At 67.5% G+C, this 25,755-nt stretch carries 29 protein-coding genes; 10 read left to right on the top strand and 19 right to left on the bottom strand.

Annotated elements, in window-relative coordinates; all coding sequences use genetic code 11:
* Position 1 precedes the first annotated feature (1 nt).
* The 9 genes from modA to soxY form a co-directional block, all read right to left on the bottom strand.
* Complete coding sequence (gene modA, locus C8D03_RS25145) at positions 2-802, bottom strand: molybdate ABC transporter substrate-binding protein (RefSeq protein WP_108050747.1); 801 nt, start codon at positions 800-802, stop codon at positions 2-4.
* Positions 803-1,043: 241 nt separating this feature from the next.
* Positions 1,044-1,430: a c-type cytochrome gene (locus C8D03_RS25140; protein ID WP_108050745.1), complete on the bottom strand. Its 387-nt coding sequence runs from the start codon at positions 1,428-1,430 to the stop codon at positions 1,044-1,046.
* 94 nt (positions 1,431-1,524) lie between these two features.
* Complete coding sequence (locus C8D03_RS25135; protein WP_108050743.1) at positions 1,525-2,802, bottom strand: NAD(P)/FAD-dependent oxidoreductase; 1,278 nt, start codon at positions 2,800-2,802, stop codon at positions 1,525-1,527.
* Between the two features lie 105 nt (positions 2,803-2,907).
* Entirely contained in the window at positions 2,908-3,258 is a 351-nt protein-coding gene (locus tag C8D03_RS25130; protein WP_108050741.1) for a c-type cytochrome, read from the bottom strand.
* Positions 3,259-4,002: a c-type cytochrome gene (locus C8D03_RS25125; protein ID WP_108050739.1), complete on the bottom strand. Its 744-nt coding sequence runs from the start codon at positions 4,000-4,002 to the stop codon at positions 3,259-3,261.
* Entirely contained in the window at positions 3,986-5,317 is a 1,332-nt protein-coding gene (gene soxC, locus C8D03_RS25120) for a sulfite dehydrogenase (RefSeq protein ID WP_108050737.1), read from the bottom strand. Before soxC ends, C8D03_RS25125 begins: the two co-directional genes overlap by 17 nt.
* A 73-nt stretch (positions 5,318-5,390) precedes the next feature.
* Positions 5,391-7,088, bottom strand: coding sequence for a thiosulfohydrolase SoxB (gene soxB, locus C8D03_RS25115; protein WP_108050735.1), 1,698 nt, complete (start codon positions 7,086-7,088; stop codon positions 5,391-5,393).
* A 135-nt stretch (positions 7,089-7,223) separates the two neighbouring features.
* Positions 7,224-7,553 carry a thiosulfate oxidation carrier complex protein SoxZ gene (gene soxZ, locus C8D03_RS25110; RefSeq protein ID WP_108050733.1) on the bottom strand — a complete coding sequence of 110 codons (330 nt, stop codon included), beginning with the start codon at positions 7,551-7,553 and terminating at the stop codon, positions 7,224-7,226.
* Positions 7,554-7,609: 56 nt separating this feature from the next.
* Positions 7,610-8,074, bottom strand: coding sequence for a thiosulfate oxidation carrier protein SoxY (soxY, locus tag C8D03_RS25105; RefSeq protein ID WP_108050731.1), 465 nt, complete (start codon positions 8,072-8,074; stop codon positions 7,610-7,612).
* A 217-nt stretch (positions 8,075-8,291) separates the two neighbouring features.
* Here soxY and soxA point away from each other — a divergent pair, with 217 nt between their 5' ends.
* Both soxA and soxX read left to right on the top strand, forming a co-directional pair.
* A complete protein-coding gene (gene soxA, locus C8D03_RS25100; RefSeq protein ID WP_465246486.1) occupies positions 8,292-9,083 on the top strand; it encodes a sulfur oxidation c-type cytochrome SoxA in 792 nt (263 codons plus the stop codon).
* A gap of 13 nt (positions 9,084-9,096) precedes the next feature.
* Positions 9,097-9,711 carry a sulfur oxidation c-type cytochrome SoxX gene (gene soxX, locus C8D03_RS25095; RefSeq protein WP_108050729.1) on the top strand — a complete coding sequence of 205 codons (615 nt, stop codon included), beginning with the start codon at positions 9,097-9,099 and terminating at the stop codon, positions 9,709-9,711.
* A 7-nt stretch (positions 9,712-9,718) separates the two neighbouring features.
* Here soxX and C8D03_RS25090 read toward each other — a convergent pair whose 3' ends face one another.
* On the bottom strand, positions 9,719-10,288 hold the full coding sequence (locus tag C8D03_RS25090; protein WP_108050727.1) for a thioredoxin family protein: 570 nt from the start codon (positions 10,286-10,288) through the stop codon (positions 9,719-9,721).
* Between the two features lie 238 nt (positions 10,289-10,526).
* Here C8D03_RS25090 and C8D03_RS25085 point away from each other — a divergent pair, with 238 nt between their 5' ends.
* From C8D03_RS25085 to C8D03_RS25075, 3 genes are read left to right on the top strand one after another with little or no spacing between them, the layout of a single operon-like run.
* A complete protein-coding gene (locus C8D03_RS25085) occupies positions 10,527-10,847 on the top strand; it encodes a thioredoxin family protein (protein WP_108050725.1) in 321 nt (106 codons plus the stop codon).
* The gene (locus C8D03_RS25080) at positions 10,844-11,224 is read left to right on the top strand and encodes an ArsR/SmtB family transcription factor (RefSeq protein WP_108050723.1); all 381 of its coding nucleotides are present in this window, start codon (positions 10,844-10,846) and stop codon (positions 11,222-11,224) included. The genes C8D03_RS25085 and C8D03_RS25080 overlap by 4 nt, the downstream gene beginning before the upstream one ends.
* Positions 11,225-11,257: 33 nt before the next feature.
* Positions 11,258-12,337, top strand: a complete 1,080-nt coding sequence (locus C8D03_RS25075; RefSeq protein WP_108050721.1) for a YeeE/YedE family protein — start codon at positions 11,258-11,260, stop codon at positions 12,335-12,337.
* A gap of 32 nt (positions 12,338-12,369) precedes the next feature.
* On the opposite strand, the gene C8D03_RS25070 is transcribed toward C8D03_RS25075, so the two are convergent.
* Entirely contained in the window at positions 12,370-14,547 is a 2,178-nt protein-coding gene (locus tag C8D03_RS25070; protein WP_181301244.1) for a methyl-accepting chemotaxis protein, read from the bottom strand.
* A 262-nt stretch (positions 14,548-14,809) separates the two neighbouring features.
* Between C8D03_RS25070 and C8D03_RS25065 the strand changes: the two genes are divergently transcribed.
* The 5 genes from C8D03_RS25065 to C8D03_RS25045 are packed head-to-tail and all read left to right on the top strand — an operon-like array spanning position 14,810 to position 17,697.
* Positions 14,810-15,031: a YgaP family membrane protein gene (locus C8D03_RS25065; RefSeq protein ID WP_108051971.1), complete on the top strand. Its 222-nt coding sequence runs from the start codon at positions 14,810-14,812 to the stop codon at positions 15,029-15,031.
* Position 15,032: 1 nt separating this feature from the next.
* Positions 15,033-15,461 carry a YeeE/YedE family protein gene (locus C8D03_RS25060; protein ID WP_108050717.1) on the top strand — a complete coding sequence of 143 codons (429 nt, stop codon included), beginning with the start codon at positions 15,033-15,035 and terminating at the stop codon, positions 15,459-15,461.
* Positions 15,462-15,468: 7 nt separating this feature from the next.
* Entirely contained in the window at positions 15,469-15,927 is a 459-nt protein-coding gene (locus C8D03_RS25055; protein WP_108050715.1) for a DUF6691 family protein, read from the top strand.
* A 24-nt stretch (positions 15,928-15,951) separates the two neighbouring features.
* Positions 15,952-16,845, top strand: a complete 894-nt coding sequence (locus tag C8D03_RS25050) for an MBL fold metallo-hydrolase (protein ID WP_108050712.1) — start codon at positions 15,952-15,954, stop codon at positions 16,843-16,845.
* A 57-nt stretch (positions 16,846-16,902) separates the two neighbouring features.
* Entirely contained in the window at positions 16,903-17,697 is a 795-nt protein-coding gene (locus tag C8D03_RS25045; RefSeq protein WP_108050710.1) for a sulfite exporter TauE/SafE family protein, read from the top strand.
* A 34-nt stretch (positions 17,698-17,731) separates the two neighbouring features.
* Here the strand turns inward: C8D03_RS25045 and C8D03_RS25040 are convergent, their stop codons facing one another.
* From C8D03_RS25040 to leuC, 8 genes are all read right to left on the bottom strand, one after another.
* Positions 17,732-18,634, bottom strand: a complete 903-nt coding sequence (locus C8D03_RS25040; protein ID WP_108050708.1) for an MBL fold metallo-hydrolase — start codon at positions 18,632-18,634, stop codon at positions 17,732-17,734.
* 533 nt (positions 18,635-19,167) lie between these two features.
* A complete protein-coding gene (locus C8D03_RS25035) occupies positions 19,168-19,905 on the bottom strand; it encodes an ABC transporter permease (protein WP_108050706.1) in 738 nt (245 codons plus the stop codon).
* A gap of 8 nt (positions 19,906-19,913) precedes the next feature.
* Positions 19,914-20,666 (bottom strand): ABC transporter permease, encoded by a 753-nt coding sequence (locus C8D03_RS25030; RefSeq protein ID WP_108050704.1) that lies wholly within the window; start codon positions 20,664-20,666, stop codon positions 19,914-19,916.
* Positions 20,663-21,475, bottom strand: a complete 813-nt coding sequence (locus tag C8D03_RS25025) for an ABC transporter ATP-binding protein (protein WP_248308617.1) — start codon at positions 21,473-21,475, stop codon at positions 20,663-20,665. The genes C8D03_RS25030 and C8D03_RS25025 overlap by 4 nt, the downstream gene beginning before the upstream one ends.
* A 2-nt stretch (positions 21,476-21,477) precedes the next feature.
* On the bottom strand, positions 21,478-22,491 hold the full coding sequence (locus C8D03_RS25020; RefSeq protein WP_181301242.1) for an ABC transporter substrate-binding protein: 1,014 nt from the start codon (positions 22,489-22,491) through the stop codon (positions 21,478-21,480).
* Positions 22,492-22,576: 85 nt separating this feature from the next.
* Positions 22,577-23,458: an isocitrate lyase/PEP mutase family protein gene (locus C8D03_RS25015; protein ID WP_108050699.1), complete on the bottom strand. Its 882-nt coding sequence runs from the start codon at positions 23,456-23,458 to the stop codon at positions 22,577-22,579.
* Positions 23,455-24,096, bottom strand: coding sequence for a 3-isopropylmalate dehydratase small subunit (gene leuD, locus C8D03_RS25010; RefSeq protein WP_210203962.1), 642 nt, complete (start codon positions 24,094-24,096; stop codon positions 23,455-23,457). The genes C8D03_RS25015 and leuD overlap by 4 nt, the downstream gene beginning before the upstream one ends.
* Positions 24,097-24,112: 16 nt before the next feature.
* The gene (leuC, locus tag C8D03_RS25005; RefSeq protein ID WP_108050695.1) at positions 24,113-25,525 is read right to left on the bottom strand and encodes a 3-isopropylmalate dehydratase large subunit; all 1,413 of its coding nucleotides are present in this window, start codon (positions 25,523-25,525) and stop codon (positions 24,113-24,115) included.
* Positions 25,526-25,755: the final 230 nt, after the last annotated feature.

Below are 25,755 nucleotides of genomic sequence, written 5' to 3'. Positions count from 1 at the left end.
CCTAGGAGGCATTGGCCGGCTTGTTCAGCACCGTGAAGCCCTGCTTCTCGAAGGCGGCCTTGGGACCGGCGCCACGCAGATAGGTCAGGAAGCCGGCGGCGTCCGGATGGGCCGAATCCTTCGTCGCCGCGACGGGGTAGACGATCGGCGGATGCGTCTCCTCGGGGAAAGTCGCGACGACCTTGACCTTCGGGTCGGCGGCGGCGTCGGTGGTGTAGACGATGCCGAGCGGCGCCTCGCCACGCGAGACCAGCAGCAGCGCGGCGCGGACATTGTCGGCCTGCGCGATCTTGTCCTTGACCCTGTCCCAGGCGCCGAGCTTCTCCAGCGCCGCCTTGCCGTATTTGCCGGCCGGCACCGAGTCGACATTGCCCATGGCGAGGCGGTTCTGGCCGAGCGCGGCCGAGAGATCGACGCCGGGCGCCAGCGTCACGGCGGCAGTCGAATCCGATGGCGCGATCAGAGCGATCCGGTTGGCGAGCAGGCTGACGCGGGTCTCCGGCCTGATCAGGTTCTTGCTTGCCGCATAATCCATCCAGTCGAGATCCGCCGACATGAAGATGTCGGCTGGCGCGCCCTGTTCGAGCTGCTTGGCCAGCGCGTTGCTGGCGGCATAGGAAATCTTCGGCGCCGGCTTGCCGGTCTCCCTGACCCAGGCGGCGGTGGCCTCGTCGAGTGCGTTCTTCAGGCTGGCGGCGGCGAAGATCACCAGTTCCTTCGGCTGCGCCTGGGCTGTGCCGATCGCGGGCGCGAGCCCTGCCAGGCACGCAACCGCAAGCCCGATCATCGTCCGACGCTTCATCATGGTTCCGGCCCTTCGTGGTTCCGTTCGCTCTGTCCGAATGGATATAGCCAACCGCGCAAAAGGTCGAGGACTTCGCGACGATGCCGGGCCGAAAAACGGAAATGAGGGCTTCGGCAGGAGGCCGTCGCTTCAGGGAAGGGCCGGGCAGGGGCCGGTAATGCGAGCCACATGTAGGCGAGCCCGGCCGTAAGCCCGTCCTCGCCCCGGTTCGCTCGTGCGGCGACCGGGATGCGACGCCTCAGGGCTTCTTGCCGTCCTTGTCGTACTGCTTGAGGAAGGCGGTCAGGTCCTTGATTTCCTGTTCGTTCTTGATTCCCGGAAAGATCATCTTGGTGCCCGGAATCTTCGCCTTGGGATCCTTGATGTACTCGGCGAAGACGGCCTCATCCCAGGTGATGCCCGAGTTCTTGTTGGCCGCGGAATAGCTGTAGCCCTCCACCGCTCCGGAATGGCGCCCGATCAGCCCGTTCAACTGGGGGCCGACGAGGTTCTTCGCCGTCTCGCCGATCTGGTGGCAGGCGCGGCACTTGTTCCAGGAGCGCTCGCCCGCGGCGATGTCCTGCCCTTGCGCGGCGCCGGCGGCGAGCGCAGCGGCGATCAGGGTGGCGCTGGTCAGCAGTTTCATGCGTCGTCCTTCGTCCTGTCTCGAAAAAGCGGCCGCGCAGGCGCGCGGCCGGGAGTGTGCACCGCGCGGGAGGCCGCGGTGCCGGGAGGTCCGCTCAACTGAACATGTCGGCGGTGATGCCGGCATACCAGCCCATGTTCTCGGCCTGGTTCTCCTTGCGCAGCGCGTCGCTCTCGCCCGGCTGCGACACGAAGGTCTCGGTCGCGGTGATCTTGCCGTCCTTGGGCTCGTAGCGCCCGCCGACCTTGATCGTGTCGTCGGTGTCGACGAGCGACCAGCAGGTGTTGACGTAGCGCGCCGGGAAGGTGCGGGCATTGGTCAATTCGCCCCGGATCACCATCGCGGCGACCTTGGCCTGGCTGTTGGCCGAGAACGCGGATTTCGGCATGTCGCCGCCGATGCAGGCATCGCCCAGCACGAAGATGTTGGCATCGACGGTCGATTTCATCGTCGCGGCGTCGATGGCGCAATAGCCGCCGGCCGGAGCCAGCCCCGAGACGCGCGCAATCTCGCCCGCCATCTGCGCCGGGATGACGTTGACGAAGGCGCAGTCCGTATAGGTCTCGAAGCCGGTGACGACGGTGTTCGTCTTCGGGTCGACCGATTTGATCCCGTCATGAACCTTCGGGCCGAGCCATTCGATCATCGGGCCGTAGCGCTTCTCCCAGTCGGCCTGGAAGACGCCCTGCTTGGAGAAGCTCTCCTTCGGATCGAGGATGACGATCTTCGCGTCGGTCTTGCCGGCCTTCTTCAGGGCATGGGCGAACATCGAGGCGCGCTCATAGGGGCCGGGCGGGCAGCGATAGGGGTTGGGCGGCGCGATCATCACGACCATGCCGCCATTCGGCACGGCGTCGAGCCGCTCCCGGATCAACTGCGTCTGGCGGCCGGGCTTCCAGCCATGCGGCATCCGCTCCTCGGCCTCCTTCGACCAACCCGGCACGGAGTCGTATTTAAGGTCGATGCCGGGCGAGACCACGAGGCGGTCATAGGGCAGGCGCTCCCCGGTCGAGAGCACGACCTCCGTCCGCTCGCGGTCGATCTGGCTGGCGCGCGCCCGGACGAGCGCGATGCCATGCGTCTTCGCCAGCGTGTCGTAGCGATGCACGATCTCGTCGTAGCTCTTGAAGCCGCCGACATAGAGATTGGAATGGAAGCAGGTCTGGTAGCTCTCGTTCTCCTCGACCAGCGTCACCGCGATCGCGCCCTGGCTGTCCCTGGCGATGTATTTCGCTGCGGTCGCTCCGCCGGCCCCGCCGCCGATCACGACGACGCGCGGCTTCGCCTGCCCGATGACGGCCGGCGCGCCGAGGCCCAGCGTCGCGCTGCCGGCAACGCCCGACAGGATGAATGTACGGCGATCGAGATGCATGCCTGAACCTCCCTGTTGTTTATTCTCGTTATAGGCCGGCGTCTTTGCGGCGGTTGCCCCGTCGTCACACGCTTGTGTATCGGCTTGTATATCCCCGGCCCGCGGCTAGCTCTGCGGCGGCAGGATTTCGTAATAGGTGGCCAGCGCCTCGATCTCCTCCCGAGAAAGCCGTCCCGCGATCGTCCGCATGACCTGGCTGTCGCGGTGCTTGTCCTTGTAGGACTCCATCAGCGCAACAAACTGGTCGGCCGGATGCCCGACGATCGCCGGGATGCCGCCCTGCTGCCGGCCGCTGATCTGGTGGCAGGTGGCGCATTCCGCCGATAGATATTCGCCGAGCGCCCGGTCTCCCGCCGCATGGGCGCGTCCTGCCGAGGCCATCCCGCCGGCATCGCCGAGCGCGAACAGGCCGATGGTGGACAGCGTCGCTGTCAGGGATCTCCGGCGGCCCTGCATTCAATCGACCTTCGGGGCACTCTTGGAGTCCGGCGTGACGTCCAGCACGGCGGCCCGGCCTGTCACCTTCACCTCGGCCTTGCAGTTCGTCATGCAGGGCTCCTTGCCCCAGAAGGCCTTTTCCGACGTTTCCCGGTCGTCCTCGTAGAAGGCCCCCGCATTGGGCAGCTTCACCGAGCTGAAGTTCTTGTCGGAGAGCTCGAAATCCTCGTCCTTCACGATGTCGTTGAGATAGAGCAGATAGGCCGTGACGGCGTAGATCTCGTCGGCGGAGAGCGACTGCGCATTGCCGAACGGCATGGCCCGGCGGATGTAGTCGTAGACGGTCGAGAGATCGGACCAGAACGAGCCGATCGTCTTCTCCGGCCGGTCCGCCTTCAGTGTTCCCTGGCCGCCGGCCAGAACCGGCCAGCGCGCATTGCCCTGGCCGAACTCGCCATGGCAGCTCGCGCATTGCGTCTGGAAGATCTCGTCGCCCTGCCTGACCGTGCCCTTGCCGGGCGGCAGGCCCTGTCCGTCCGGGCGCACGTCGATGTCCCAGGCCCTGATCTCCTCGGGCAGGGCAGGGCGCCCGAGGCCAAGCTTGGCATGCGGTCCCGGCGCGATGGCCGCGGGCTTGGCGGCAACCGGCTTCTGCGATTGCGCGACCAGCGGGCCGACAGACAGCACCGTCAGCCCGGCACATGCCGTCAGGGCCAGGACGCTCAGGCGGCGACGCAAGCGGGAGTCAACCGATCTCGACATTCTCGGTCTCCCCGTTCGGCCGGACCTGCCAGGTCTGGATGCCGTTGTTGTGGTAGATGGAATTGACGCCGCGAACCTTGCGCAGCTCGTCCTTGGTCGGCTGGACATAGCCGGTCGAATCGATGGCGCGGGACTGGACCAGCAATTCCTGCCCGGCCCAGTCGAAATCGACATAGAAGCGCGTCAGCGACTTATCGAGCACGGGCCCGTCGATCCGGGCCGCCTGCCAGTTGCGGCCGCCGTCGATGGTCACGTCAACGCGCTTGATCGTGCCGCGTCCCGACCAGGCCAGCCCGCTCAGTACGTTGCGGCCCTTGTGCCTGAGGGGCGCCTGGGGCGAGGGATTGGTCACCACCGATTTGGCGTCCATGATGAAGGTGAAGCGGCGCGAGCGTCCGTCGGCAAGCAGGTCGGTGTATTTCGAGGTCTCCTCGCGGGCCTGCCAGGGCATGTCGCCGGCCTCGATCCGGCGCAGCCATTTGACCCAGATATTGCCTTCCCAGCCCGGCACCACGGCGCGCAGTGGATAGCCCTGCTCGGGCCGCAGCGCCTCGCCGTTCATCGCAAACGCGATCAGCACGTCGTCGAGCGCCTTCTCGACCGGGAGCGAGCGGTTCATCCCCGAGGAATCGGCCCCCTCCAGCATCAGCCATTTGGCGTTGGGCTTCAGCCCGGCCTCGGCCAGCAGCAGCTTCAGCGGCACGCCCGTATACATCAGGTTGTGCACCATGCCGTGGGTGAACTGGCAGCCATTGAGCTGGGCGCCGCGCCATTCCATGCCGGAATTCGCGGCGCATTCGAGGAAATGAACATGGCTCTGGCGCGGCATGCGCCGGAGATCCTCCATCGTGAAGACCAGCGGCTTGTCGACGAGGCCGTGGATCATCAGCCGGTGATTGGCGGGGTCGATGTCGGCGATGCCGCCATGATGGCGCTCGAAGCACAGCCCCGAGGGCGTGATGATGCCGTCGAGCTCGTGCAGCGGCGTGAAGTTGACCGAGGATTCCGGCGCGGCCGTCAGCCAGGACACCTCGCGGCGCACGACATGCTTCTCGAAGCGCGAGGGCGTGCCATAGGGCCGCTTGTCGACGCCTTCGCCGAGATAACGGTTCCAGTCCTGGACCTCGGTGATCAGCGGGTCGGGCTTTGGTGCTTCGGCGCGGGCCAGCCCGGCGCCCGCCAGCCCGGCGCCGGCTGCGGTCGCGGCACCGAGGAAGCGGCGGCGGCTGAGCGCGCCGGCTTCGGCGGCGGGGGCTGTCCCGGCGGTGTTACCGGGAGCGGTGTTACCGGGAGGGGTGTTCCTGGGAGAAGTCATCGGCTCATCTCCTCGCGGGTGATGGGGCGGGTGCAGATGGACGAGCGCATGGGGGCGGGTGCATGGCGGCGGCTCACGCTCCGATCACCTTCACGGCATCGTTCGGCTTGATCGTGACCGTCCTGGTCGCGGCGACATGGTCGCGCACCACGTCCCAGATCGGCGGGCCTTGCGTGCCCTCGTTGACGCTGGCCCAGCCGGCGACCACATATGTCTTCGCGGCGTCGATCGGCTGGCCCGACTTCAGATGGGTGAGGCCCGAGATGCGGCTGCCCATCGGCTTGCCGACATCGATCGCGTAGCCCATACCGCCGGTGCGGACCATGTCGCCGCCGCCCTGGAAATATGGGTCCGGATGGAAGATGTTGTCGGCGACATCCTCAAGGATCTCCTTGAGCTGCGCGCCGGTCATCTCGTTGCGGTAGCAGTTCGGATAGGTGATCGCGGTGGCGTTGGTGATCGCCTCCCAGGTGATCGCATCGCCCGGCAGCAGCGTGCCGCCCCAGCGGAACCCCGGCGACAGCGCGATCTCGGCGTCGCGCTGTGACAGCATCGCATCGCAGATCAGATCGTCTAAGGTGCCGTTGAAGTTGCCGCGGCGGTAGAGCAGGGACTCCGTCCGGCCGATCTCGCGTGCCAGATCGGCGGCGAAGGGCGCCCGCACCGTCTTGATCAGCGCCGCCATCTCCGGATCGGGCGCGATCGCGTCGGAGAACACCGGCATCAGCTTGAAGCGGATGTCGGAGACCTTGCCGTCCTTCGTCGCGATGTCGAGGCGCGAGACGAATTTGCCATGCGAGCCGGAGCCGACGAGCATGGTCTTTGCCACCTGCACCATGCCCGGCATCGCGTCATGGGTGTGGGCGGTCAGGATGACGTCCAGCCCCTTGACCCGCGCGGCGAGCTTGCGATCGACATCGAAACCGTTGTGGGAGAGCAGCACGACGATCGCTGCGCCCTCCATGCGTGCTTCGTCGACCTGCTTCTGGATTTCTTCCTCTCGGATGCCGAATTCCCAGTCCGGGAACATCCAGCGTGGATTGGCGACGGCTGTGCGTGGCAGTGCCTGCCCGATCACGGCAACCTTGACCCCGCCCTTCTCATAGAGCTTGCGCGGCGCGAAGACTGGCTCGTTCCATTCCTTGTCGCGGATGTTCTGCGCCAGGAAGGCCACGCTGGAGCTCTCGGCGATCTCCTTGACGCGTTCGGCGCCGAGCGTGAACTCCCAATGCGCGGTCATCGCATCGGTCTTCAGCGCCGCCATCACGTCGACCATGTCCTGGCCCTTGGTCTGGAGCGCGCTCCAGCTTCCCTGCCAGGTGTCGCCGCCGTCGAGCAGAAGCACCTTGTCGTCGCCACGTTCGGCCCGGATCGCCCTGACCAGCGTGGCGACGCGGTCCATCCCGCCCAACTGGCCGTAGTTGCGCGCCAGGGCGACGAAATCATCCGATGTCAGCGCGAAGGCATCGGCCGAGCCGGTCGCGATCTTGTAGAAGCGCCGGAACGCCTCATCGACCAGATGCGGCGGCTGCCCTCTGGCCTCGCCGACGCCCAGATTGATCGAAGGCTCGCGGAAATGCAGCGGCATCAACTGCGCATGGATGTCGGTGACATGCAGGATCGTCACCGTGCCCAGCGGGTCGAAGCGCAGGATATCGGCCTGGGAGAGCTTCTGCTGGGCCGCCACGCGGCCGAGCGGGCCGAGCCCGGAGGCCGCGGTCAGCGCCGCGGCAGCCGCCGTCGCTTGCAGGAATTCGCGTCGAGAGACCATGATTCACCCTTTGGACAAGCGCGCTGCGCCAGCCATTCCTGCCTCCGGTTGGCGCCAGCGGCGTCGTCGCGATCGTTGAGTGCCGCTCGCCAAAGCCGTCCGGCAGGACTGCTCGTCAAGACTGCCGGCCGGCGCTCAGCCGACGGTCAGCTTGTTCTTCGCTGTGTATTCGGAGCCGTCGTCATCCTTCCAGACGAAGGTGAATTCGCCGGACTCGGTCGCCTTGAAGAAGAAGGACTGATAGGGGTTGGCCGAAATCGCCGGATGCCAGTCCGCCGCGAAGAACATCTTGCCGTTAAAGATCGCGCTGAACCTGTTGAGGATCTTGCGCGGGATCGTGGCGCCCTGCGCATCCTTGCGCTGGCCCGATTCCATTTCGTGCGAGATCAGCGTCTTGATCTCGATCAGCTCGCCGGCGGCGGCCTTGGCCGGAACGCGTACGCGCGGGGTTGGTTTGGTGGTCATCGCTGAATCCTCGCCTTGGGTCGTCGGTTTCTTGTTGGGCGTGCGGGAGGCCGGCTTCAGCCGCCGCAGCCGCCGATCGTGACCTTCACATTGGCCTTGGCCATGTGCAGCGCGCCATTCGACATCTCGGCGACGCAGACAATGTTCTGCGTCTGCGCCAGCCGCATGCGGGTCGCCGCCGAGGCCTTCCCGCCAGCCGGCGTGAAGCTGTAGCTGACGATGCCGGGCTGCGGATTGCCGTCCGCCCAGACATGGACCGCCTTGACGTAGTCGGCTTCCGTCATCGGACTCTCGACCTCGACATTGATCGGCACGACCAGCCCGTTCTCGGCGATCTCCGGCACGTCGAGCTTGATCTTGCCCGTGCCCATCGGCTTGTCGCCATAGAGCTTCTTGATCTCCGCCATCACCGTCTTTTCGTCGGCGAAGGCGAGACGCGGCCCCAGCAGCCCGGCGAGGGCGGCCATGGCTCCGGCCGTGAGGGTGCTGCGGCGGGTGAGCCCCGTTATGCGGGATGGCATCCGAATTCCTCCTTTGAAATGTTCTTGTCTCGCTCTTGACGGCGGGGCCGGCACGCGATCATCATTTGCACGTATCGTGATATTGTTTTCTATGAATGTAAAGTCCCTCCGACAGAGAGGGATGCGTAACGAAGGCCGCGACCTGCTGGCGGCCGAGGAAACGAAAGGGCAAGGGATGAAGCTCCCCACCATCGGAGCGGCTGTGCTGGCGGCTGCCATGACACTGGCTGCCGGGCACCTGACCGCGCAGTCGCCGCCGCTGGACGACAGCGAAAAGGAGATCGAGCGCTACCGGCAGATGTTGTCGGATCCGTTCTCCAATCCCGGCTTCCTCGCGGTCGACCGTGGCGAGGCGCTCTGGGCCGAGCCGCGCGGTTCCAAGAAGGTCTCGCTCGAAGCCTGCGATCTCGGCGAGGGACCGGGCAAGGTCGATGGCGCCTTCGCCAGGCTGCCGCGCCACTTTGCCGACGCCGACCGCGTCATGGACACCGAGCAGCGTCTGCTCTGGTGCATGGACAAGCTGCAGGGGCTCGACACGGCCGACATCGTCAAGCGGCGTTTCTCGGGGCCGGGCGTGGCGTCCGATCTCGAGGATCTCACGGCGTTCATCGCCAACAAGTCGAGCGGCATGAAGATCGAGCCGCAGCTCGCTCACGCCAAGGAACTGGAGATGGCGGCGGTCGGCGAGGAGCTGTTCTACCGCCGCGGCGGCGTAATGGATTTCTCCTGCGCCACCTGCCATGCCGACGAAGGCAAGCGCATCCGTCTGCAGGGGCTGCCGAACCTCTCGGTGCCCGGCCCCGCGGCGCAGGCGACGATGGCGTCCTGGCCGACCTATCGCGTCTCGCAGAGCGCGCTGCGCACGATGCAGCACCGGCTCTGGGACTGCTATCGCCAGCAGCGCTGGCCGGTGCCCGATTTCGGCTCCGACAGCCTGACCGCGCTGACCGTCTTCCTGCAGAAGCAGGCCGCCGGCGGCGAGATCAACGTGCCTTCGATCAAGCGCTGAGAGGACGGGACCGATGACAAGAACCGCTTTCGTCACCCTGGCCTGTGCCGTACTCCTGATCGGCGGCCCGGCGCTCGCCCAGGAGAAGCCGAACCAGGCCACCGTCGATGCCTATGTCAAGGCGACCTTCGGCAAGGCCTCGCCGGAATGGCAGGCCCGGATCGCGCCGGACGAATCGCTGGCGGCCTGCAACATCAGGCGCAACAATGTCTCTTCGGCGGAGTCTGACGCCATCATCAAGCGCGAGCTGGCCAGGGTCTCCTATCCGGCCGACGGCAAGCTGCTCGGCGACTGGAAGAAGGGCTATGCTGTGGCCAATAACGGCCGGGGAGGGCAGTTCTCCGACCCGCCGGGCACGGTCGCGGGCGGCAATTGCTTCGCCTGCCACCAGCTCGATCCGAAAGAGGTCAGCTACGGCACGCTCGGCCCGAGCCTTGCCGCCTATGGCAAGGACCGGAAATATGATCCGGAGACGATGAAGGACGCCTACACCAAGATCTACAATTCGATGGCCGTCGTGCCCTGCTCGAACATGCCGCGCTTCGGCACGAACAAGGTGCTCGACGAGCAGCAGATCAAGGATGTCATGGCCTATCTGTTCGATCCGGAATCGCCGGTGAACAAATAGCCTCGCCTCAGCCGCCGACTGGCATTCGCTGCAGCCAGTCGGCGAAGGCTTCGCGCTGGTAGGCATTTTCGCGCACGAACCTGAACATGGCGAGGAATTCGCGCGGATCGGGCAGGCCCGGCATGCGCGCGACCTCGCGGGCGCCGGGCGCCCGCGCCGCCAGCCCATCCGCGGCCTCCGGAAAGAACTGGATCGAGGGCGTCCCGGCGATGGCGTAGCGCGCGGCGAAGGCCTTCTCGCCGAGCTTGCTGCCGTCGAAATCGGTCACCGGCCGCTGGCCGAGAATATTCAGATGCAGGATTTCGAAATTCTCGCGGAGATAGGCCTCGGTCTTCGGGTCGGCGAGATGGACCTCGTGCATGCGCCGGCAGGCCGGGCAGCCCTTGAGACCCCAGAGAATGGCGAAGCGCTTGCCGCCCGCGGTCGCGGCTGCAAGGTCTTCGCCGAGGTCGAGGAAGCTCTCGAGATACCAGTCCAGCTTGTAGAGCCCGTCCTCGCCCAGCGTCGCGCGGGCCTGTGCTGGTCCGGTCAGTCCGGCGGCGAGCCCGGTAGCGAGGATGCTGCGGCGCGTGAGCATGGCGTTCGTCCCGCTTGTCGTCCCGAGCCGCCGCCGCGGAAGCGGCCGCTGCGAGCCGTCATGGCGATCGCAAGCCTTCCCGCCGGGTGCACTGGAATAAATATACGAATACGACTATGTTAACGGCATGTCGAGCCCAGACCCTGGCCGCGCTCCGCGCGCCGTTGCTCTTGCCGCCGTATTCGGGGCGGCTTTTTGGCTTGCCTCGCCGCCGGCCGCCATCGCCGCCGAACTTGTCATGTTCACGCGCGACGGCTGTCCCTGGTGCGCGCGCTTCGAGCGCGAGGTCGCGCCGGTCTACGCGCTGACGCCGGAGGGACGGCAGGCGCCGCTGCAGCGTGTCGAGGTCAGGCCCGGCGGCGACAGCCGCCCCGGGCTGAACGAGCCGGTCGTCGCGGCGCCCACTTTCGTCCTGATGGACCAGGGCCGCGAGATCGGCCGGATCACCGGCTATCTCGGGGACGACGCCTTCTGGGGCTTGCTTGGCAAGATGCTCGCCGGCATGGCACACCCGGTCCAGCGCACGAGCGGCGCAGCCTCGATCACGGAACGACCATGAGCGCGATTGTATCCAAGGCCCTCGAAGCCGAACTGCGCGACGGCGAGGAGTTTTCCCCGGAGCTCGATGTTCTGATGAGAAAGGCGCGCAAGGCGAGCGACTTCCTCAAGGCGCTCTCGCATGAGAACCGGCTGCTGCTGCTGTGCCTTCTGGCGGAGCGCGAGCGCACGGTCACCGAGCTGGAGAACATCCTCTCGCTGCGCCAGCCCATGGTCTCGCAGCAACTCGCCCGCCTGCGGCTCGACCAGCTCGTGACGACGCGCCGCGACGGCAAGGCGATCTATTACAGCCTCGCCAATGACGATGTCCGTCGCATGATCTCCGTGATCTACGACATCTTCTGCGGCCCACCGAAGCCTGCGGCCGAGGAGCGATGAGCGGCCGCCTCCTGCGGCGATCCCGCTGATCCCATGGCGCCCCTGCCGCCCTGGGCCGTGACGCTGGTCGGCGCGGCGATCGGCGCCGCCTGCGGCTTCACCGCGCGCCGCGCCAGGCTGTGCTCTTTTGGTGCGATCGAGGATGTCTGGATCGGCGGGGATACCCGGCGGCTGCGGATTTTCGGTCTGGCGCTGGCCGTGGCGCTGCTGGGCACGCAGTGGCTCGTCTGGCGCGGCGAACTGACGCCCGGCTTTTCGACCTATGTCCCCAATGCCGTGCCCTGGTTCGCCATCCTCCTCGGCAGCACGCTCTTCGGCATCGGCATGGCGCTGGTTGGAACCTGCAGCTTCGGTTCGCTTATCCGCCTCGGTACGGGCGATTTGCGCAGCCTGATCGTGATGATCGTCTTCGGCGCCGCCGCCTATGCCACGCTGCGCGGCATGCTTGCGCCGTTGCGCATCGACGTGATCGAGCGCATCGCCCTGGCCGTGCCGGGCTCGGTGCAAGGGGATCTGCCCTCGGTGCTGAAATGGCTCGGGGCGGGCGATGTCAGGCTCGCCATCGCGATTGCGGCGTCCGGCCTGCTCGTCGCCGTCGTCCTGGTCGATCCACGCCTGCGGCGCTCGCCGCGGTTGCTGCTGGCCGGGCTGACGCTCGGCCTCGGCGTGGTGCTGGGATGGTGGGCGACCGGGGTTGCCGTCGATGAATTTGCCGCCAATCCCCGGGCGCAGAGCCTGACCTTCGTCTCGCCGATCGGCAGGGCGCTCTACGCCGTGCTGACGACGCCGGCCGGACTGCTCGACTTCGGCATCGGCACGATCGTCGGCGTCGTCGCCGGCTCCTTCGCCTCGGCGCTGTTCGACCGCGAATTCCGCTGGGAGGCTTTCGACGATCACCACGAGATGCGCCGGCATCTGGTCGGCGCCGTGTTCATGGGGGGCGGCGGCATCCTCGCCGGCGGCTGCACCATCGGCCAGGGCGTTTCGGCGGGTTCGATGATGGCACTGTCCTGGCCGCTGGCGATCGCCGGCATGATGATCGGCGCCAGGCTCGGCATCGCCTTCCTGATGGAGGGCTCCTTGCGCGGGCTCTGGCTCAGCCGCTGGCGCTGATCTCGTTTGCGGCGCGCCTTATCCGACGCGCCTCATGCCACGTGTCGATAGGCGGCTGGCATCTCTTCGCCGGAGCGGGACGACTGGCCGGGAGCGTCCTCGACCCGGAAATAGGAGACGAGGCGCGCCAGCCTGTCCGCCTCCTGCGAGAGCGAATGCGCGGCGGCGGTCGATTGCTCGGCCATGGCGGCGTTCTGCTGGGTTGCCTGGTCCATCTCGTTGACGGCGGTGTTGACCTCCTGGAGACCCGAGGCCTGTTCCTGGGCCGCGTTCGCGATCTCGGCGACGAGCGCGGTCGCGCGGCCGATGCCGTCGGCCATGCGCTGGAGCGCGCCGCCGGTCTGGCCGACCAGCGCAACGCCTTTCGCCACCTCGAGAGCTGAACTCTCGATCAGCGTCTTGATCTCCTTGGCGGCGGTCGCCGAACGCTGCGCAAGCGCCCGGACCTCGGAGGCCACGACCGCGAAGCCCTTGCCGGCATCCCCGGCGCGGGCGGCTTCGACGCTGGCGTTCAGCGCGAGCAGGTTGGTCTGAAAGGCGATCTCGTCGATCACGCCGACGATCTGGGAAATCTCGCCTGCCGATGTCTCGATGCCGCCCATCGCGATCACTGCCTCGCGCACGATCGCGGTCGATTGCTCGGCCTCGGACTTGACCTGATGCGTCGCCTGGCTGGCGAGGCGCGCGCTCTCGGCCGTCTGCCTGACGGTGGCCGTCAGCTCGTCGAGCGCGGTCGCGGTTTCTTCGACCGAGGCCGCCTGCTGCTCGGTGCGGCCGGCGAGATCGTCGGCCGCCTGGCGGATTTCGCCGGAGCCGGCCTTCATGCTGTCCGTGTTAGAGGCGATCTGCCGCATCGTGTCGGCGAGCTTGGTGATCGCTCCGTTGAAGTCCGCCTTGAGCTTGACGTAGTCGGACGAGAACGCCGCATCGATCCTGTGGGCCAGGTCGCCATCGGCGAGATGCTCGAGCGCCTGTCCCAGCCCTTCGACCACGATGCCGAGCTGATGCGTCGCCTCCTGTCGATGCGCCTCGTTGCGCTGGCGCTCGCTCTCGGCCGACTGGCGTTCTGTCTCGGCCTCGCGCTCGGCGTCGAGCTTGGCGCTCTCGATGCGCTCCTTCTCGATCGCCGCGAGCTTGAACAACTGCACCGCCTGCGCCATCTCGCCGACCTCGTCGCGGCGCGACAGGGAGGGAACCTCGACGCTCCGGTCGCCCCGCGCCAGCACCGTCATGGTGCGCGTCATCCGGTTGATCGGATTGGCGATCCAGCGCTTCAGCATCCAGGCGCAGGCGATGGCGGCGATCAGGCTGATCAGCGCGACGACGCCCGAGGCGACCGCGGCGGCATCCATGATGGAGCTGAAGCTCGAGATGTCCGAAATCAGCGCATAGCTGCCGATCACGTCGCCGCGATAGTCGCGGACCGGCGCATAGACGATCGCGCTGGCGCGGCCCCCGAGCGCGATGCGCTGGATCTCGGTCGATCCGCCGAGGCCGCGGCGCAGCATCTCCTCCGAAAGCTGCGTGTCCTTGGGCAGGGTTGATGCGAAGGGGGCGAGGGCGTCGCCGGTCTTGACGAAGAAGGCGATGTCGCTGCCGGACGCCTTCTTGAAGGTCTCGAAGAAGGACTGCCCGAAGCTGAGCCCGACCTCGACCGTCCCGATCATCCGGGTGCCGGCTCGGACGGGCATGACGCCGCGGACACCGAGGCCTTCGACCCCGTTCTCCAGCCCATGAATCGGCTGTCCCGTCTTGTTGGCCTCCACCACGGTGAACCGGAAGGAGGAGAGGTCGTCGCCGAATTTCTCCGGGCGATGCACGCGAAGGAAGGATGTCGCGGGGGCCAGGTGGAACTGAAGCTGCGTCACGCCATCCGCGCTCTTGAGCGCGCCGAAGCCCGGCACGGTCGCCGCGGCGAGGCCGGCGCGATCTCCTGCGGCGAAAAGCGCCTGGATCTGCGCGTTGCTCGCGATCGTGTTGGCCATCGACAGGGCGCGCCTGGCCTCGCTGCCGAGGCTCGTCGCCAGCATCTCCTGCGAACTCGTCATCTCGCGCGAAATCGTCTCGCTCAGGATCCGGTTTCCGAGCAACTGCGTCGACAGGGCGCCGGACGCCGCGACGAGACCCACGGCGCCCGCGAGCACGATCCCGATGATGGCGCCGACGCCCAGCGCCTTGCGCGCACTCCGGGCCGTGAGGATGTCGGTCATGGGCTCTTTCCGGGATGCTGCGGCGATGTGCCACTGAAGATATTCGAAAAGGCCTAACTGTAGCCTTATGCCGCATCTCGGCGCATCAATGCGTGCCCGCCGGCTCCGGGATACGCGCCGGGTCGCGATGCGGACGGGCGTGCCGGATCGTGATGCGAACCCGGGCAGAACGTAGGAGCCATGCGCGCGGTTGCCTCGCAGCTTGACAATGAAGAATTCAAACATATGAATGTAAATATGTTTACTCGGAAAGGATCGTTCCATGAACGTCGGCACCCTTGATCGCGCTCTGCGCTTCGCTCTCGGCCTCGTCCTCGTCGCCGCCGTTTTCGTTCCGCCGCTGGCCGGCATGGTTGCCGGCTGGGGCTCGTGGAAATACGCGCTGACCGTGGTCGGCCTGGTGATGCTCGGCACGGCGGCCTTCCGCTTCTGTCCGGCCTACACGCTGCTCGGCATCCGCACCTGCCCGGTCGAGCGGCGCTGACATGACGGCGACCGCCTTCACGCCGCTCGCCTCCTTGGTCGGGGGCGGGCTCATCGGCCTCTCCGCCGTGATGCTGATGGCATTCGAGGGGCGCATCGCCGGCATCAGCGGCATCGCCTCGCGCCTGCTGCCGCCTTATTCCGACGGCGCATTCGCCGGTCGCCTCGCTTTCGTCGCCGGGCTCGTCGCCGCCCCGCTGGCCTATGCCGGCGTGACCGGGTCGTTCCCCGTCCAGACGGTCGAGGCCGGCTGGCCGTTGCTGGTGCTGGCGGGGCTGCTCGTCGGCTTCGGCTCCGTCTGGGGCAATGGCTGCACCTCCGGTCACGGCATCTGCGGCCTGTCGCGGCTGTCGCTGCGCTCGCTCGTCGCCGTGCTGGTCTTCATGACGACCGCGATCGCGACCGTCTTCGTCACCCGCCATCTTCTGTGAGACGTCGATGCCCGTCCTGCTTCAGTTCCTGACCGGCCTGGTCTTCGGCGTCGGCCTGCTCGTCGCTGGCATGTCCGACCCCGCCAAGGTGCTCAATTTCCTCGATCTGGCGGCGATCCCGGCCGGCACCTGGGATGCGAGCCTGGCCTTCGTCATGGCCGGCGGCATTGCTGTGGCCTTCATCGGGTTCCGCCTGGTTCTGAAGCGTCCGCATCCCGTCTTCGCCGAGCGCTACAGCCTGCCGACGGCGACGGCGGTCGACACCCGCATCCTGGCCGGCCCTGCCATCTTCGGCATCGGCTGGGGGCTGGCCGGGTTCTGCCCCGGCCCGGCGCTGACGGCGCTCGGCTACGGCACGGCCGAGGCGCTCGTCTTCATCCTGGCGATGCTGGCCGGCATGGCGGCAGCGCGCCGGCTCGCCCGAACGCAGGGGACGCAAGCCCTCCTGCCGCGTTCCTCCTCCTGAACCTGTCGCAGAACGGAGACCGTCATGTCCGCCATTCCCCACGCCGTCGACCTCCAGACCAGGCCGGAGGTCACCGCCTTCTTCGACGCGGCGACCAACACGGTTAGCTACGTCGTCAGGGACCCGGCCTCCAGCGCCTGCGCCATCGTCGATTCCGTCATGGACATCGACTATGCGGCCGGCCGCATCGCCTATGAATCCGCCGATGAGATCGCGGCCTTCGTCACGGCGCAGGGCCTCAAGGTCGAATGGCTGATCGAGACCCATGTTCACGCCGACCATCTCTCGGGCGCGCCCTATCTGCAGAAGAAGCTCGGCGGCAAGATCGGCATCGGCGAGAACATCACCATCGTCCAGGAGACCTTCGGCAAGGTCTTCAACGAGGGCACCGAGTTTCAACGCGACGGCAGCCAGTTCGACCGGCTGTTCAAGGATGGCGACACCTACCGGATCGGCGGGCTGACCGCTTTCGCGATGCACACGCCCGGCCACACCCCGGCCTGCATGACGCATGTCATCGGCGATGCCGCCTTCGTCGGCGACACGCTGTTCATGCCCGATGGCGGCTCGGCCCGTGCCGATTTCCCGGGTGGCGACGCTCGCACGCTTCATCGCTCGATCTGCCGCGTCCTGGCTCTGCCGGGCGAGACCCGCCTGTTCATGTGCCACGACTATGGCCCGAACGGCCGCGATATCCGCTGGGAGACGACGGTCGCGGAGCAGCGCGCCCACAACATCCATGTCCGCGACGGCATCACCGAGGACGAGTTCGTCAAGATGCGGCAGGCGCGCGACGCGACGCTCGATATGCCCAGGCTGATCATCCCCTCGCTGCAGGTCAACATGAAGGCCGGCGAACTGCCCAAGCCCGACGAGAGCGGCAAGCGCTTCCTGAAGGTGCCGATCAACGGCCTCTGAAACGTCTTTCCCCAACTCGATGGCACGGCGGCTCGGCCGCCGCGCGGAGATCGCGACATGATCGGCGGAGCGGACATCGCCTCGCTCGGCTCCGGCTCCCTGGTCGGATTCGTTCTTGGATTGATCGGCGGCGGCGGCTCCATTCTGGCCGTTCCGCTGCTGGTCTATGTCGTCGGCGTGGCGTCGCCGCATGTCGCGATAGGGACCAGCGCGGTCGCCGTCGCGCTGAGTGCGCTGGCCAACCTCGTCGGCCATGCGCGCGCCGGCAATGTCCGCTGGCCCTGCGCGCTGGTGTTCTCGACGGCCGGAATCGCCGGCGCTGCGGCCGGCTCGGCCATCGGCAAGCGCTTCGACGGCCAGAAGCTCCTCCTCCTGTTCGGGCTGCTGATGCTGGTGATCGCGGGCGTCATGCTGCTGCGCAAGCCGGCGAGCGGCGACGCCTTCAGGCCGTTGACCCGCGCCAGTGCGCCCGGCCTGCTACCCCGGCTTCTCGGCGTCGGCGGCCTCGTCGGCGGCATGTCCGGCTTCTTCGGTATCGGCGGCGGATTCCTCATCGTGCCGGGTCTCATGGGCGCGGCGCATATGCCGATGATCGCGGCGATCGGCTCATCGCTGGTCGCGGTCACGGCCTTCGGCCTGACCACGGCGACGTCCTACGCGCTCTCGGGGCTGGTTGATTGGCATGTCGCCGCGCTGTTCATCGGCGGCGGCCTCGTGGGCGGAATCGCCGGGACGAGCGTCGCCAACCGGCTCGCCGCGCAGAAGACCGTGCTGACGCGGGTCTTCGCCGGCATCGTCGCGCTCGTCGGCGCCTATGTCGTGTGGCGCGGCTTTGCCAGCCTGGTGGCCTGAGCCCGCATCGGGGCTGTCCGCCACACCACCAATGTCAGCGCGCCGGCGCGAAGCGATAGGCGGTCCCGGCGCGTTCGACGCGTCCGATCCCGCCATCGAGATGGTAGCCGATCACCTGCGCCTGTTCGGCCGCTGCCCGCTCGAGCACGGCCCGTCGTGTCGCGACCGCCCGATCGGCGTCGAAATCCGAGGCCGGGCGCCATTCCGGATGCGCGAAGGATGCGACCGGATGCGTCAGGGCATCGCCGAGCACGAAGACCGGCCCGTCCGCGTCCTTCAGTTCGAACGAGACATGGCCGGGCGTATGACCGGCCGTATCGAAGGCCGCCACGCCGGGAAGCCAGTCGGAGCCGGGGTCGTGCTGTTCCAGCGTGTCGCCCAGCGCCTTGATGATGCGCTGCGCGCCGGCGGCAAAGGCGTGCCGGTCCTCGGGGAGGCGCTGATAGATCGCCGGGTCCGACCAGAAGGCGATCTCGCGCCGGCTCGCGAGCCAGCGCGCGTTCGGGAAAAGCGGCGTGTCGAAATCGTCGAGCGCGCCCCAGAAGTGATCCGGATGGAGATGGGTGAACAGCACATGCGTCACGCTGTCGGGCGCGATACCGGCTGCCTCCAGGCTGGCGGCGAGCTTGCCCGTGCCGGGCAGGAAATGGGCGCCCGAGCCACAGTCGAACACGACGACCTGATCGCCCTGCCTGAAGCAGGTGACGTTCAGCACGCTGGTGACGGGGCCTGTCCTTCCCGTCCCGCTCACGATGGCGTCGAGCGCGACGTCACGTGCCAGCATCGACAGCGGCATCTCGAAGCTGCCGTCGCTGAGAACCGAGATCGCGCGTTGCCCTTGCCGGGCCGTGGCGACCACCTGGGCGATGGCCCCCGGCGCGGAACCCGCCAGCGCGATGGCCGCGCCACCCAGCATGATCTCGCGTCGGCTTGGCATGTCGTCCTCCCAATATATCGTTACATCTGAATATATCTGCTTTCAGCGCTCGGGCAAGCGAGTTGCCGTCTGCGTTCATCCGCGGCGAGTGCGCCCGGGTTTATCCCCGGGCTTCGTTTCCATGCCTATTCTGCCCACGCTGTGCCCGACCAAGGGGGCTGTCGCGAGGCGTCGTGCGGCCGGGTGCAGGAGCGGGGTTCGCGAGGATCGGCCGTCGCAGGCCGGATATCGCGGAGACGGCGAGGGTTCACCATCCCATAGGCAAGGATGGGGGCCGGCGCCGGGCCAAAGACACCCGCGCGCGGAGCCGGGCGGCGCTCAGCTGGCGTCGCCTCGACACTTCGACACCGACACTCGACACCGGCGCGCGGCAAGAGCCGCGTCGCCCGGCTCCGCGCATCCCCTGCGGGATCGCTCATCGAAAACCCCGCGGCGAAGGCCGGACGGGGCTTTGCGTGCAGGCCGTGTTCGCGATGACCTGTCGCGCCCTGGACCGACGCCCGTCATCCCGGCCCGCCGCCCGGCGGGAGAGCTCAGAGCCTGGAATAGAGCCGCTGGTTCAGCGCCAGCAGGACGATGCTGGCCGTGCCGGCAAACAGCGTCAGGAGCAGTGTCAGTGCCATGATCAGCTCGACATTGTGCAGGCCGATCGCGCTCATCAGCAGGAAGCCGAGGCCGCGCTGCGAGGCGAACATCTCGCCCAGCAGCGTCCCGATCAGGGTCAGCGAGAAGCCGATCCTGAGGCCGGCGAAGATTTCCGGCAGGGCGGCGGGCAGGATGATGCGGCGCACCGTTTCGAGCGGACTCAGGCCCATCACGCTGCCCGTCTTGATGTAGACCGGCTTGACGTTGCGCACCGCGGTGATGGTGAAGAGCGCGATCGGGATGACGCCGTGGATCGCGCCGAAGGCGACCTTCGCCGACATGCCGAGCCCGAAGGCCAGCAGCAGGATCGGGTAGAGCGTGATCTTGGGGACCGAATAGAGCGCGACGAGGACGGGCTCCAGCACCTCGCTCAGGAAGCGGTTCATGCCGAGGGTGAAGCCGATGGCGAGGCCGATCGCGATCGCCAGCAGCAGGGCGAGTCCGAAGGCCTTGCCGGTCTCGGCGAGATGGGCCGCGAATTGCGGCGTGGCGACGAGCTTGCCGGCAAAGGCAAAGGTCTGGAGCGGCGAGCGCAGGGCGACGTCGCCGACGATCCAGTACAGAGCCTGCCAGGCGACGAGCACGGTCGCCGCGAGCGTCAGGGTATTGCGCAGGAGCGGGTTCATGCCGGATCTCATCGCAGTCCCCGCCGTACCATCAGCGCCTTCTCCCAACGGGCGAGGAGCATGTTGATCGAGATCGAGACCAGCAGGATCAGCAGGATCAGCGGATACATGGTCGCGTTGTCGAAGTTATTGTAGGCGAAGCTGATTTCGTACCCCATGCCGCCATTGGACATGATGAACTCGGCGCCGATGATGCCGATCAGCGAATAGGCGACGGCGAGTTTTGCGCCGGTCAGGATATAGGGCGAGGCATAGGGCAGGGTGATCCTGACGGCGGTCTCGGCCGCGGTCATCTGGTTGATCCGGGCGGTCTTGAGGAGGACGCCGGGGACCCGGTCGAGCCCGTTCAGCGTGTTCACGATCACCGCGACCACGCCCAGCATCGCGCCGATGAAGATCTGCGGCGCGTCGCCCAGCCCGAGCAGGACAATGAGCAGCGGGTAGAAGGCGAAGACCGGGATGGCGTAATAGGTCGCGAACAGCGGCTCCAGCGTGTCGCGCACGCGCTTCAGCCGGTGGATCACGATCGCGCTCGTCACGCCCATGACCATGGCGATGACGAAGGCGACCATGGCATTGCCGAGCGTCTTGGCGATGGCGGCGTTGAGCGAGCCAGACAGCAGCATCCTGGCGAGGTCGGCGATCATGGCGTGTGGCGGCTGCATCGTCAGCCGGTCGATCACACGCGTCAGGCACAGCACCTCGAGCAGGGCCACGAAGCCGGCGATGATGATGACACGCCAGAGGACGGGGCTCCTCATGCCGCCGCCCCGGTCTTGCCGATCGCTTTCATCGATTCCGCGCGCAGCGAGCGCCAGAGTCGGGCTGTGATCGCGCCGAAATGCTCCTCCTGCACGATCCGGCTGTCGCGCTCGCGCGGCCAGCCGGTCTCGACGATGTCGATCAGGCGGCCGGGCCGCGCCGACATCACGCCGATGCGATCGGCCAGCATGGCGGCTTCGTCCAATGCATGCGTGATCAGGAAGACCGTCGCGCCGGTCTTGCGCCAGAGGTTCAGCACCTCGTCGCCCATTAGCAGGCGCGTCTGCTGGTCGAGCGCGCCGAAGGGCTCGTCGAGCAGGATCAGGCGCGGTTCGGTGACCAGCGTGCGGGCAATGCAGACGCGCTGGCGCATGCCGCCGGAGAGCTGGGCCGGATAGCTGTCGGCGAAGGCGACGAGCCCCATCATCTCGAGAGCGCTCGCGATCCGCCGGGCCTTCTCCTCCGGTGCCAACTTCATCCGCCGGAGCCCGAAGGCGATGTTGTCGCGCACCGTCAGCCAGGGGAACGAGGCATCCTCCTGGAAGACGACGCCAACGCCGTCGGGAATCCTGTCGCGGATCGGCTTGCCCTCGAAGGCGACCTCGCCACGCGTCGCGGTCGAAAGCCCGGCGACCAATTCGAGCAAGGTCGACTTGCCGCAGCCGGAGGGGCCGACCACGGCGAAGAACTCGCCCTGCCGCAGGTCGAGATTGATGGGGCCGAGCGCGTGGACGGTGTCAGCCGGTCGCCCGGACCGGCTGAACAGCTTGTCGACGTCGCGCAGCGAGACTTGCGCAGTTGCAGACACGGTCACCTCAAGGCCTTCAGGTCGTCGGGCAGATAGCGGGTGTCGACGAGCTTGGCGGTGTCGATGTCGCCGCTGATCGCGCCGACCATCTTCTGCACGTCGATGGCGCGCTGCAGGCCTTCCATGTGGATATAGCCCGCGCCCCAGTACTCGATGCCGTTGGTCTTGCTGCTGATCAGGTTCCTGACCGCTGCGCGCGCGACCGCCGGCTCCAGGCTGTAGACCTTGGCGATGATGTCGCCGGATTCATCCGGATTCTTGGCCATGTAGTCGACGGCACGGCGGCGGGCGCGGATCACGCCCTTGATGAAGTCGTCCTTGCCGGCGGCGCCCGCGCCGGCGGCGACGCCGAGCACGTTGGCCATCGGCGGCAGCAGGTCGGATGCCTTGGCGATGGCGCGGTATTTCGACTGGAACTTCGCCCAGAGCGGCTCGGGGATCGGCGTGACGTCGACCAGGCCGATATCGAGGGCGGCGACGCCCTCGCCGAAGCCGCCGGTCTTGACCAGTTCGACATCTTCAGTCTTCAGCCCGCCGGACTGCAGCACCAGTGTCGCCAGCGCCTGGCTGGTCGAGCGCGGGTTGGTGTAGCCCATTTTCTTGCCCTTCAGGTCCTTGACGGACTTGATCGGGGAATCAGGCTTCACCGCCCAGATGAACTCGGCGACCGTCAGGACGGTGCCGGCGACGATCTTGATGTCGGCGCCCTGCTGCACCGCCGCGATCACCGCATTGGGGTTGACCTCGGCATAGGGCGCGTTGCCGGCGAGCATGTTGCGCAGCGTCGTGCCGCCGCCGGCGGAGGTCAGGATGCCGGTGACGTTGGCGCCTTCCTCCTTGAAGAAGCCCTTCTCCATGGCGACGGCATAGGGCATGCCGTTGGCCGAGACGCCGTAATTGCTGACGACGATTTCCTCGGCCGAAGCGGGCGCGGCGAGGGCCAGGCCGAACAGGGCCGCGCCGGCGAGCACTGCCATCCGGTCGATTCTGCGATTCGTGTCTGTCTGCATGGTCATGGTTTCCTCCCGTGTCCGTCTTGCGCGGATCGTTTCATGGTCCAGCCGCCGGTCGGCGGCCGTCTTCGTCGTCGCTTCGTCTCCGTCAATCCTGGTCCTGCGCCGTCTCGACCGCGCGCCAGCGCGCCAGATCGACCGCCTTGTCCAGGGTATCGCGAATGGCCGGGCCCTGCTGCAAGGCCTTGAGCGGCCGGGTGCCGTCGGCATGGCCGCGCAGCTCCGCCAGCCCGTCGCGCATCGCCGCGACGACCCGGAAGATCAGGCTCGCCGGAAACGAGACCTGCGTGAAGCCCATCGCGCCGAGTTCGGCGGGGCTGAGCCAGGGCGTGTCGCCACCTTCGAACATTGCGGCCGACAGGTAGCTGCCCTTGAAGGCGGCGCCGACGCGGCGATAATCCGCCTCCGTGCGCAGGCCGGCGATGAAGACGCCGTCGACGCCGAGCTTGAAGAAGCGCTCCGCGCGGCGCATGGCGGCGTCCAGCCCAAGCGGGCCGTAGGCGTCGGTGCGCCCGATGACGAAGGTCTCTGGGTTGGTCCTGGCCCGCATGGCGGCACGCAGCTTGGCCTCGATCACCGCCTCGTCGACGACGGCCGCCGCCTTGTCGGCACGCTGCTGCTTGCGGTCGCGGTCCTGGTCCTCGACCAGGAAGCCACCGACGCCGATCGCTTCGTAGGCCGTGACGAGGCGGGCGACGCTCTTGACGTCGCCATAGCCGTCGTCGGCATCGGCGATGAACGGGATGCTGGAGGCGTCGGCGATGTCCCTGATGCCGGAGACCATGTCGGTCAGGCCGATCAGGCCGATATCGGGATAGGCGTGGCGCGCTGCGAGCAGGGCAGAGCCGCCGATGGCGAAGGCGTGGAAGCCGGCCTGCTCGATCATCCGCGCCGAGAGCGCGTCATGGGCGAGGGGGGTGACCAGCGGATTTTCGCGCGCCAGCGCGTCGCGGATGCTGAGACGTGTCATGAGGTGCGCGCGCGCTCCAGGGCCGGTGGGAAGAGCCAGTCGGCGCGGGCCCGCGCCGCCGCGTAGTGAGCCTCGATCGCATCGGTCTCGCGCAGCGTGATCGCGATCTCGTCGTCGCCGCGCATCAGCGCCTGCGCCCGGGAGGCCGGGATCCTGAAAGCGTGCGACAGACCGTCGGGGCCGGTGACCGTCGTGCTGCGCAGGTCGACGCGGAAGACCGGCGCATCGGCATGGGCGTCCGCCGTGGCCTTGAGGGTGAGATAGGTGGCGGGCTCGATCAGCCCGGCCACGAGCCCGTTCTTGAAGGCGTTCTCGTAGAAGATGTCGGCGAAGCTCGGCGCCAGCACGCAGCCGATGCCGAACTGGGCCAGCGCCCAGACCGCCGCCTCGCGCGAACTGCCACAGCCGAAATTCTCGTCGGCGAGCAGGATGCGCGCCTGCCGGAAGGGCGCGCGGTTCAGGACGAAATCGGGCCGCTCGGCGCCATGCTCGTCATAGCGCTGCCCGCCGAACAGGGCTTTGCCGAGATCGGCGGTGGCGGTGCGCAACCAGACCGAGGGAATGATGGCGTCGGTATTGACGTTGGCGAGCGGCATCACCGCCATGACGCCTTCGACGCTGCTGACCGGATCTCTCACGCGACAGGCTCCAGGGTCATGACAGGGGCACCTCGCGCACATCGGTGATCCGCCCCGCGAGCGCGGCGGCCGCGACCATGGCGGGGCTCGCCAGATGGGTGCGGGCTTGCGGGCCCTGCCGGTTCTCGAAATTGCGGTTGGTCGTGGCGATGCAGCGCAGGCCGGGCGCGACGACGTCCTCGTTGATGCTGACGCACATCGAGCAGCCGGCCTCGCGCCACTCGAACCCGGCCGCTCGGAAAATCTCGTGCAGGCCGCGGGCCTCCGCCTCGCGCTTCACGGACATCGAGCCCGGCACGACGAGGCCGCGCACGCCGGGGGCGACCCGGCGCCCGCGCACCACGGCGGCGGCGGCTTCGAGGTCGGAGAGGCGCGAATTGGTACAGGAGCCGATGAAGGCGACGTCGATCGGGATGCCGGCCAGCTTCATGCCCGGCTCGAGCCCCATATAGCGGATCGCCTGCGCGACGCTCTCGCGACGCCGCGCATCGGCGAATCCGGCAGGGTCCGGCACACGCTCCCCGATCCCCGCCACGTCCTGCGGGGTCGTGCCCCAGGTCACCTGCGGCGCGATCGTGTCGCAATCGATCAGGACGTCGCGCGCGAAAACGGCGTCCTCGTCGCTGCGCAGGCCGCGCCAGGCTGCGACGGCGCGGGAGAAGGCCTCGCCGCGCGGCGCAAACTCACGGCCTTCGAGATAGGCGAAGGTCTTCTCGTCGGGCGCGATCAGGCCGAGCCGCGCGCCGAGTTCGATCGACATGTTGCACAAGGTCAAACGGGCTTCGACCGTCAGCGCCTCGATGGCGGAGCCGGCATATTCGACCGCGCAGCCGCGTCCCCCGGCGACGCCGAGTTCGCCCATCGCCCGCAGGATCAGGTCCTTGGCGGTGATGCCGGGGCCAACCTTGCCCTCGAAGCGCACGCGCATATTGGCGGGCCGGGTCAAGGCCAGCGTCTGCGTTGCCAGCACATGCTCGACCTCGCTGGTGCCGACGCCGATGCCGAGTGCGCCGAGGCCGCCGACCGTCGAGGTATGGCTGTCGCCGCAGGCCAGGATGCTGCCTGGCAGGGCGAATCCGAGTTCGGGCGCAATGACGTGGACGATGCCCTGGCGCGGATCGCCGACGCCGAAATGCCGGATGCGGCTGGCATAGGCGTTGCTCCGCATCAGTGTCAGCAGTTCGCGGCCGCCGGGATTGCTGTCCTCGTCACGGCCTGGATCGGTCGAGACGATGTGGTCCTGCGTCGCGATCGTGAGTTCGGGGTGGGCGACGCTCCGCCCGGCGCGCTTCAGCCCGGCGAAGGCGACCGCGCAGGTCGTCTCCTGCAGGACGTGGCGATCGACGAAGATCAGGTCGCGACCGTCGTCGAGCCGCGCCACCAGATGGGCGGCCCAGATCTTGTCGAAGCTCGTGGCGGGCGCGGCCATCGCGTCAGACGCCATGGCGCAAGCGACCGGCGAAGCCCTCGGGTGAGCACAGGCGCGCGCAGGCTTCCTTTGCCCCAGACAGGGGTGGCATGACTTTTCCTCCCGATCCGATGCTTTACCGCATCGGCTCATTTTTGAGGCTTGCGTCCGATCGTCGAGATCTGATCGGAATTTGCAGGCTGATTTGGAATGAGCGTAATCTTGTGCGTCGCTGCCGCAAAGGCACAATT

This window comes from Bosea sp. 124 (genome assembly GCF_003046175.1).
Classification (GTDB): Bacteria; Pseudomonadota; Alphaproteobacteria; order Rhizobiales; family Beijerinckiaceae; genus Allobosea.
The sequence above is the reverse complement of the archived record's forward strand: the minus strand, read 5'-3'. Positions and strand labels throughout refer to the sequence as shown.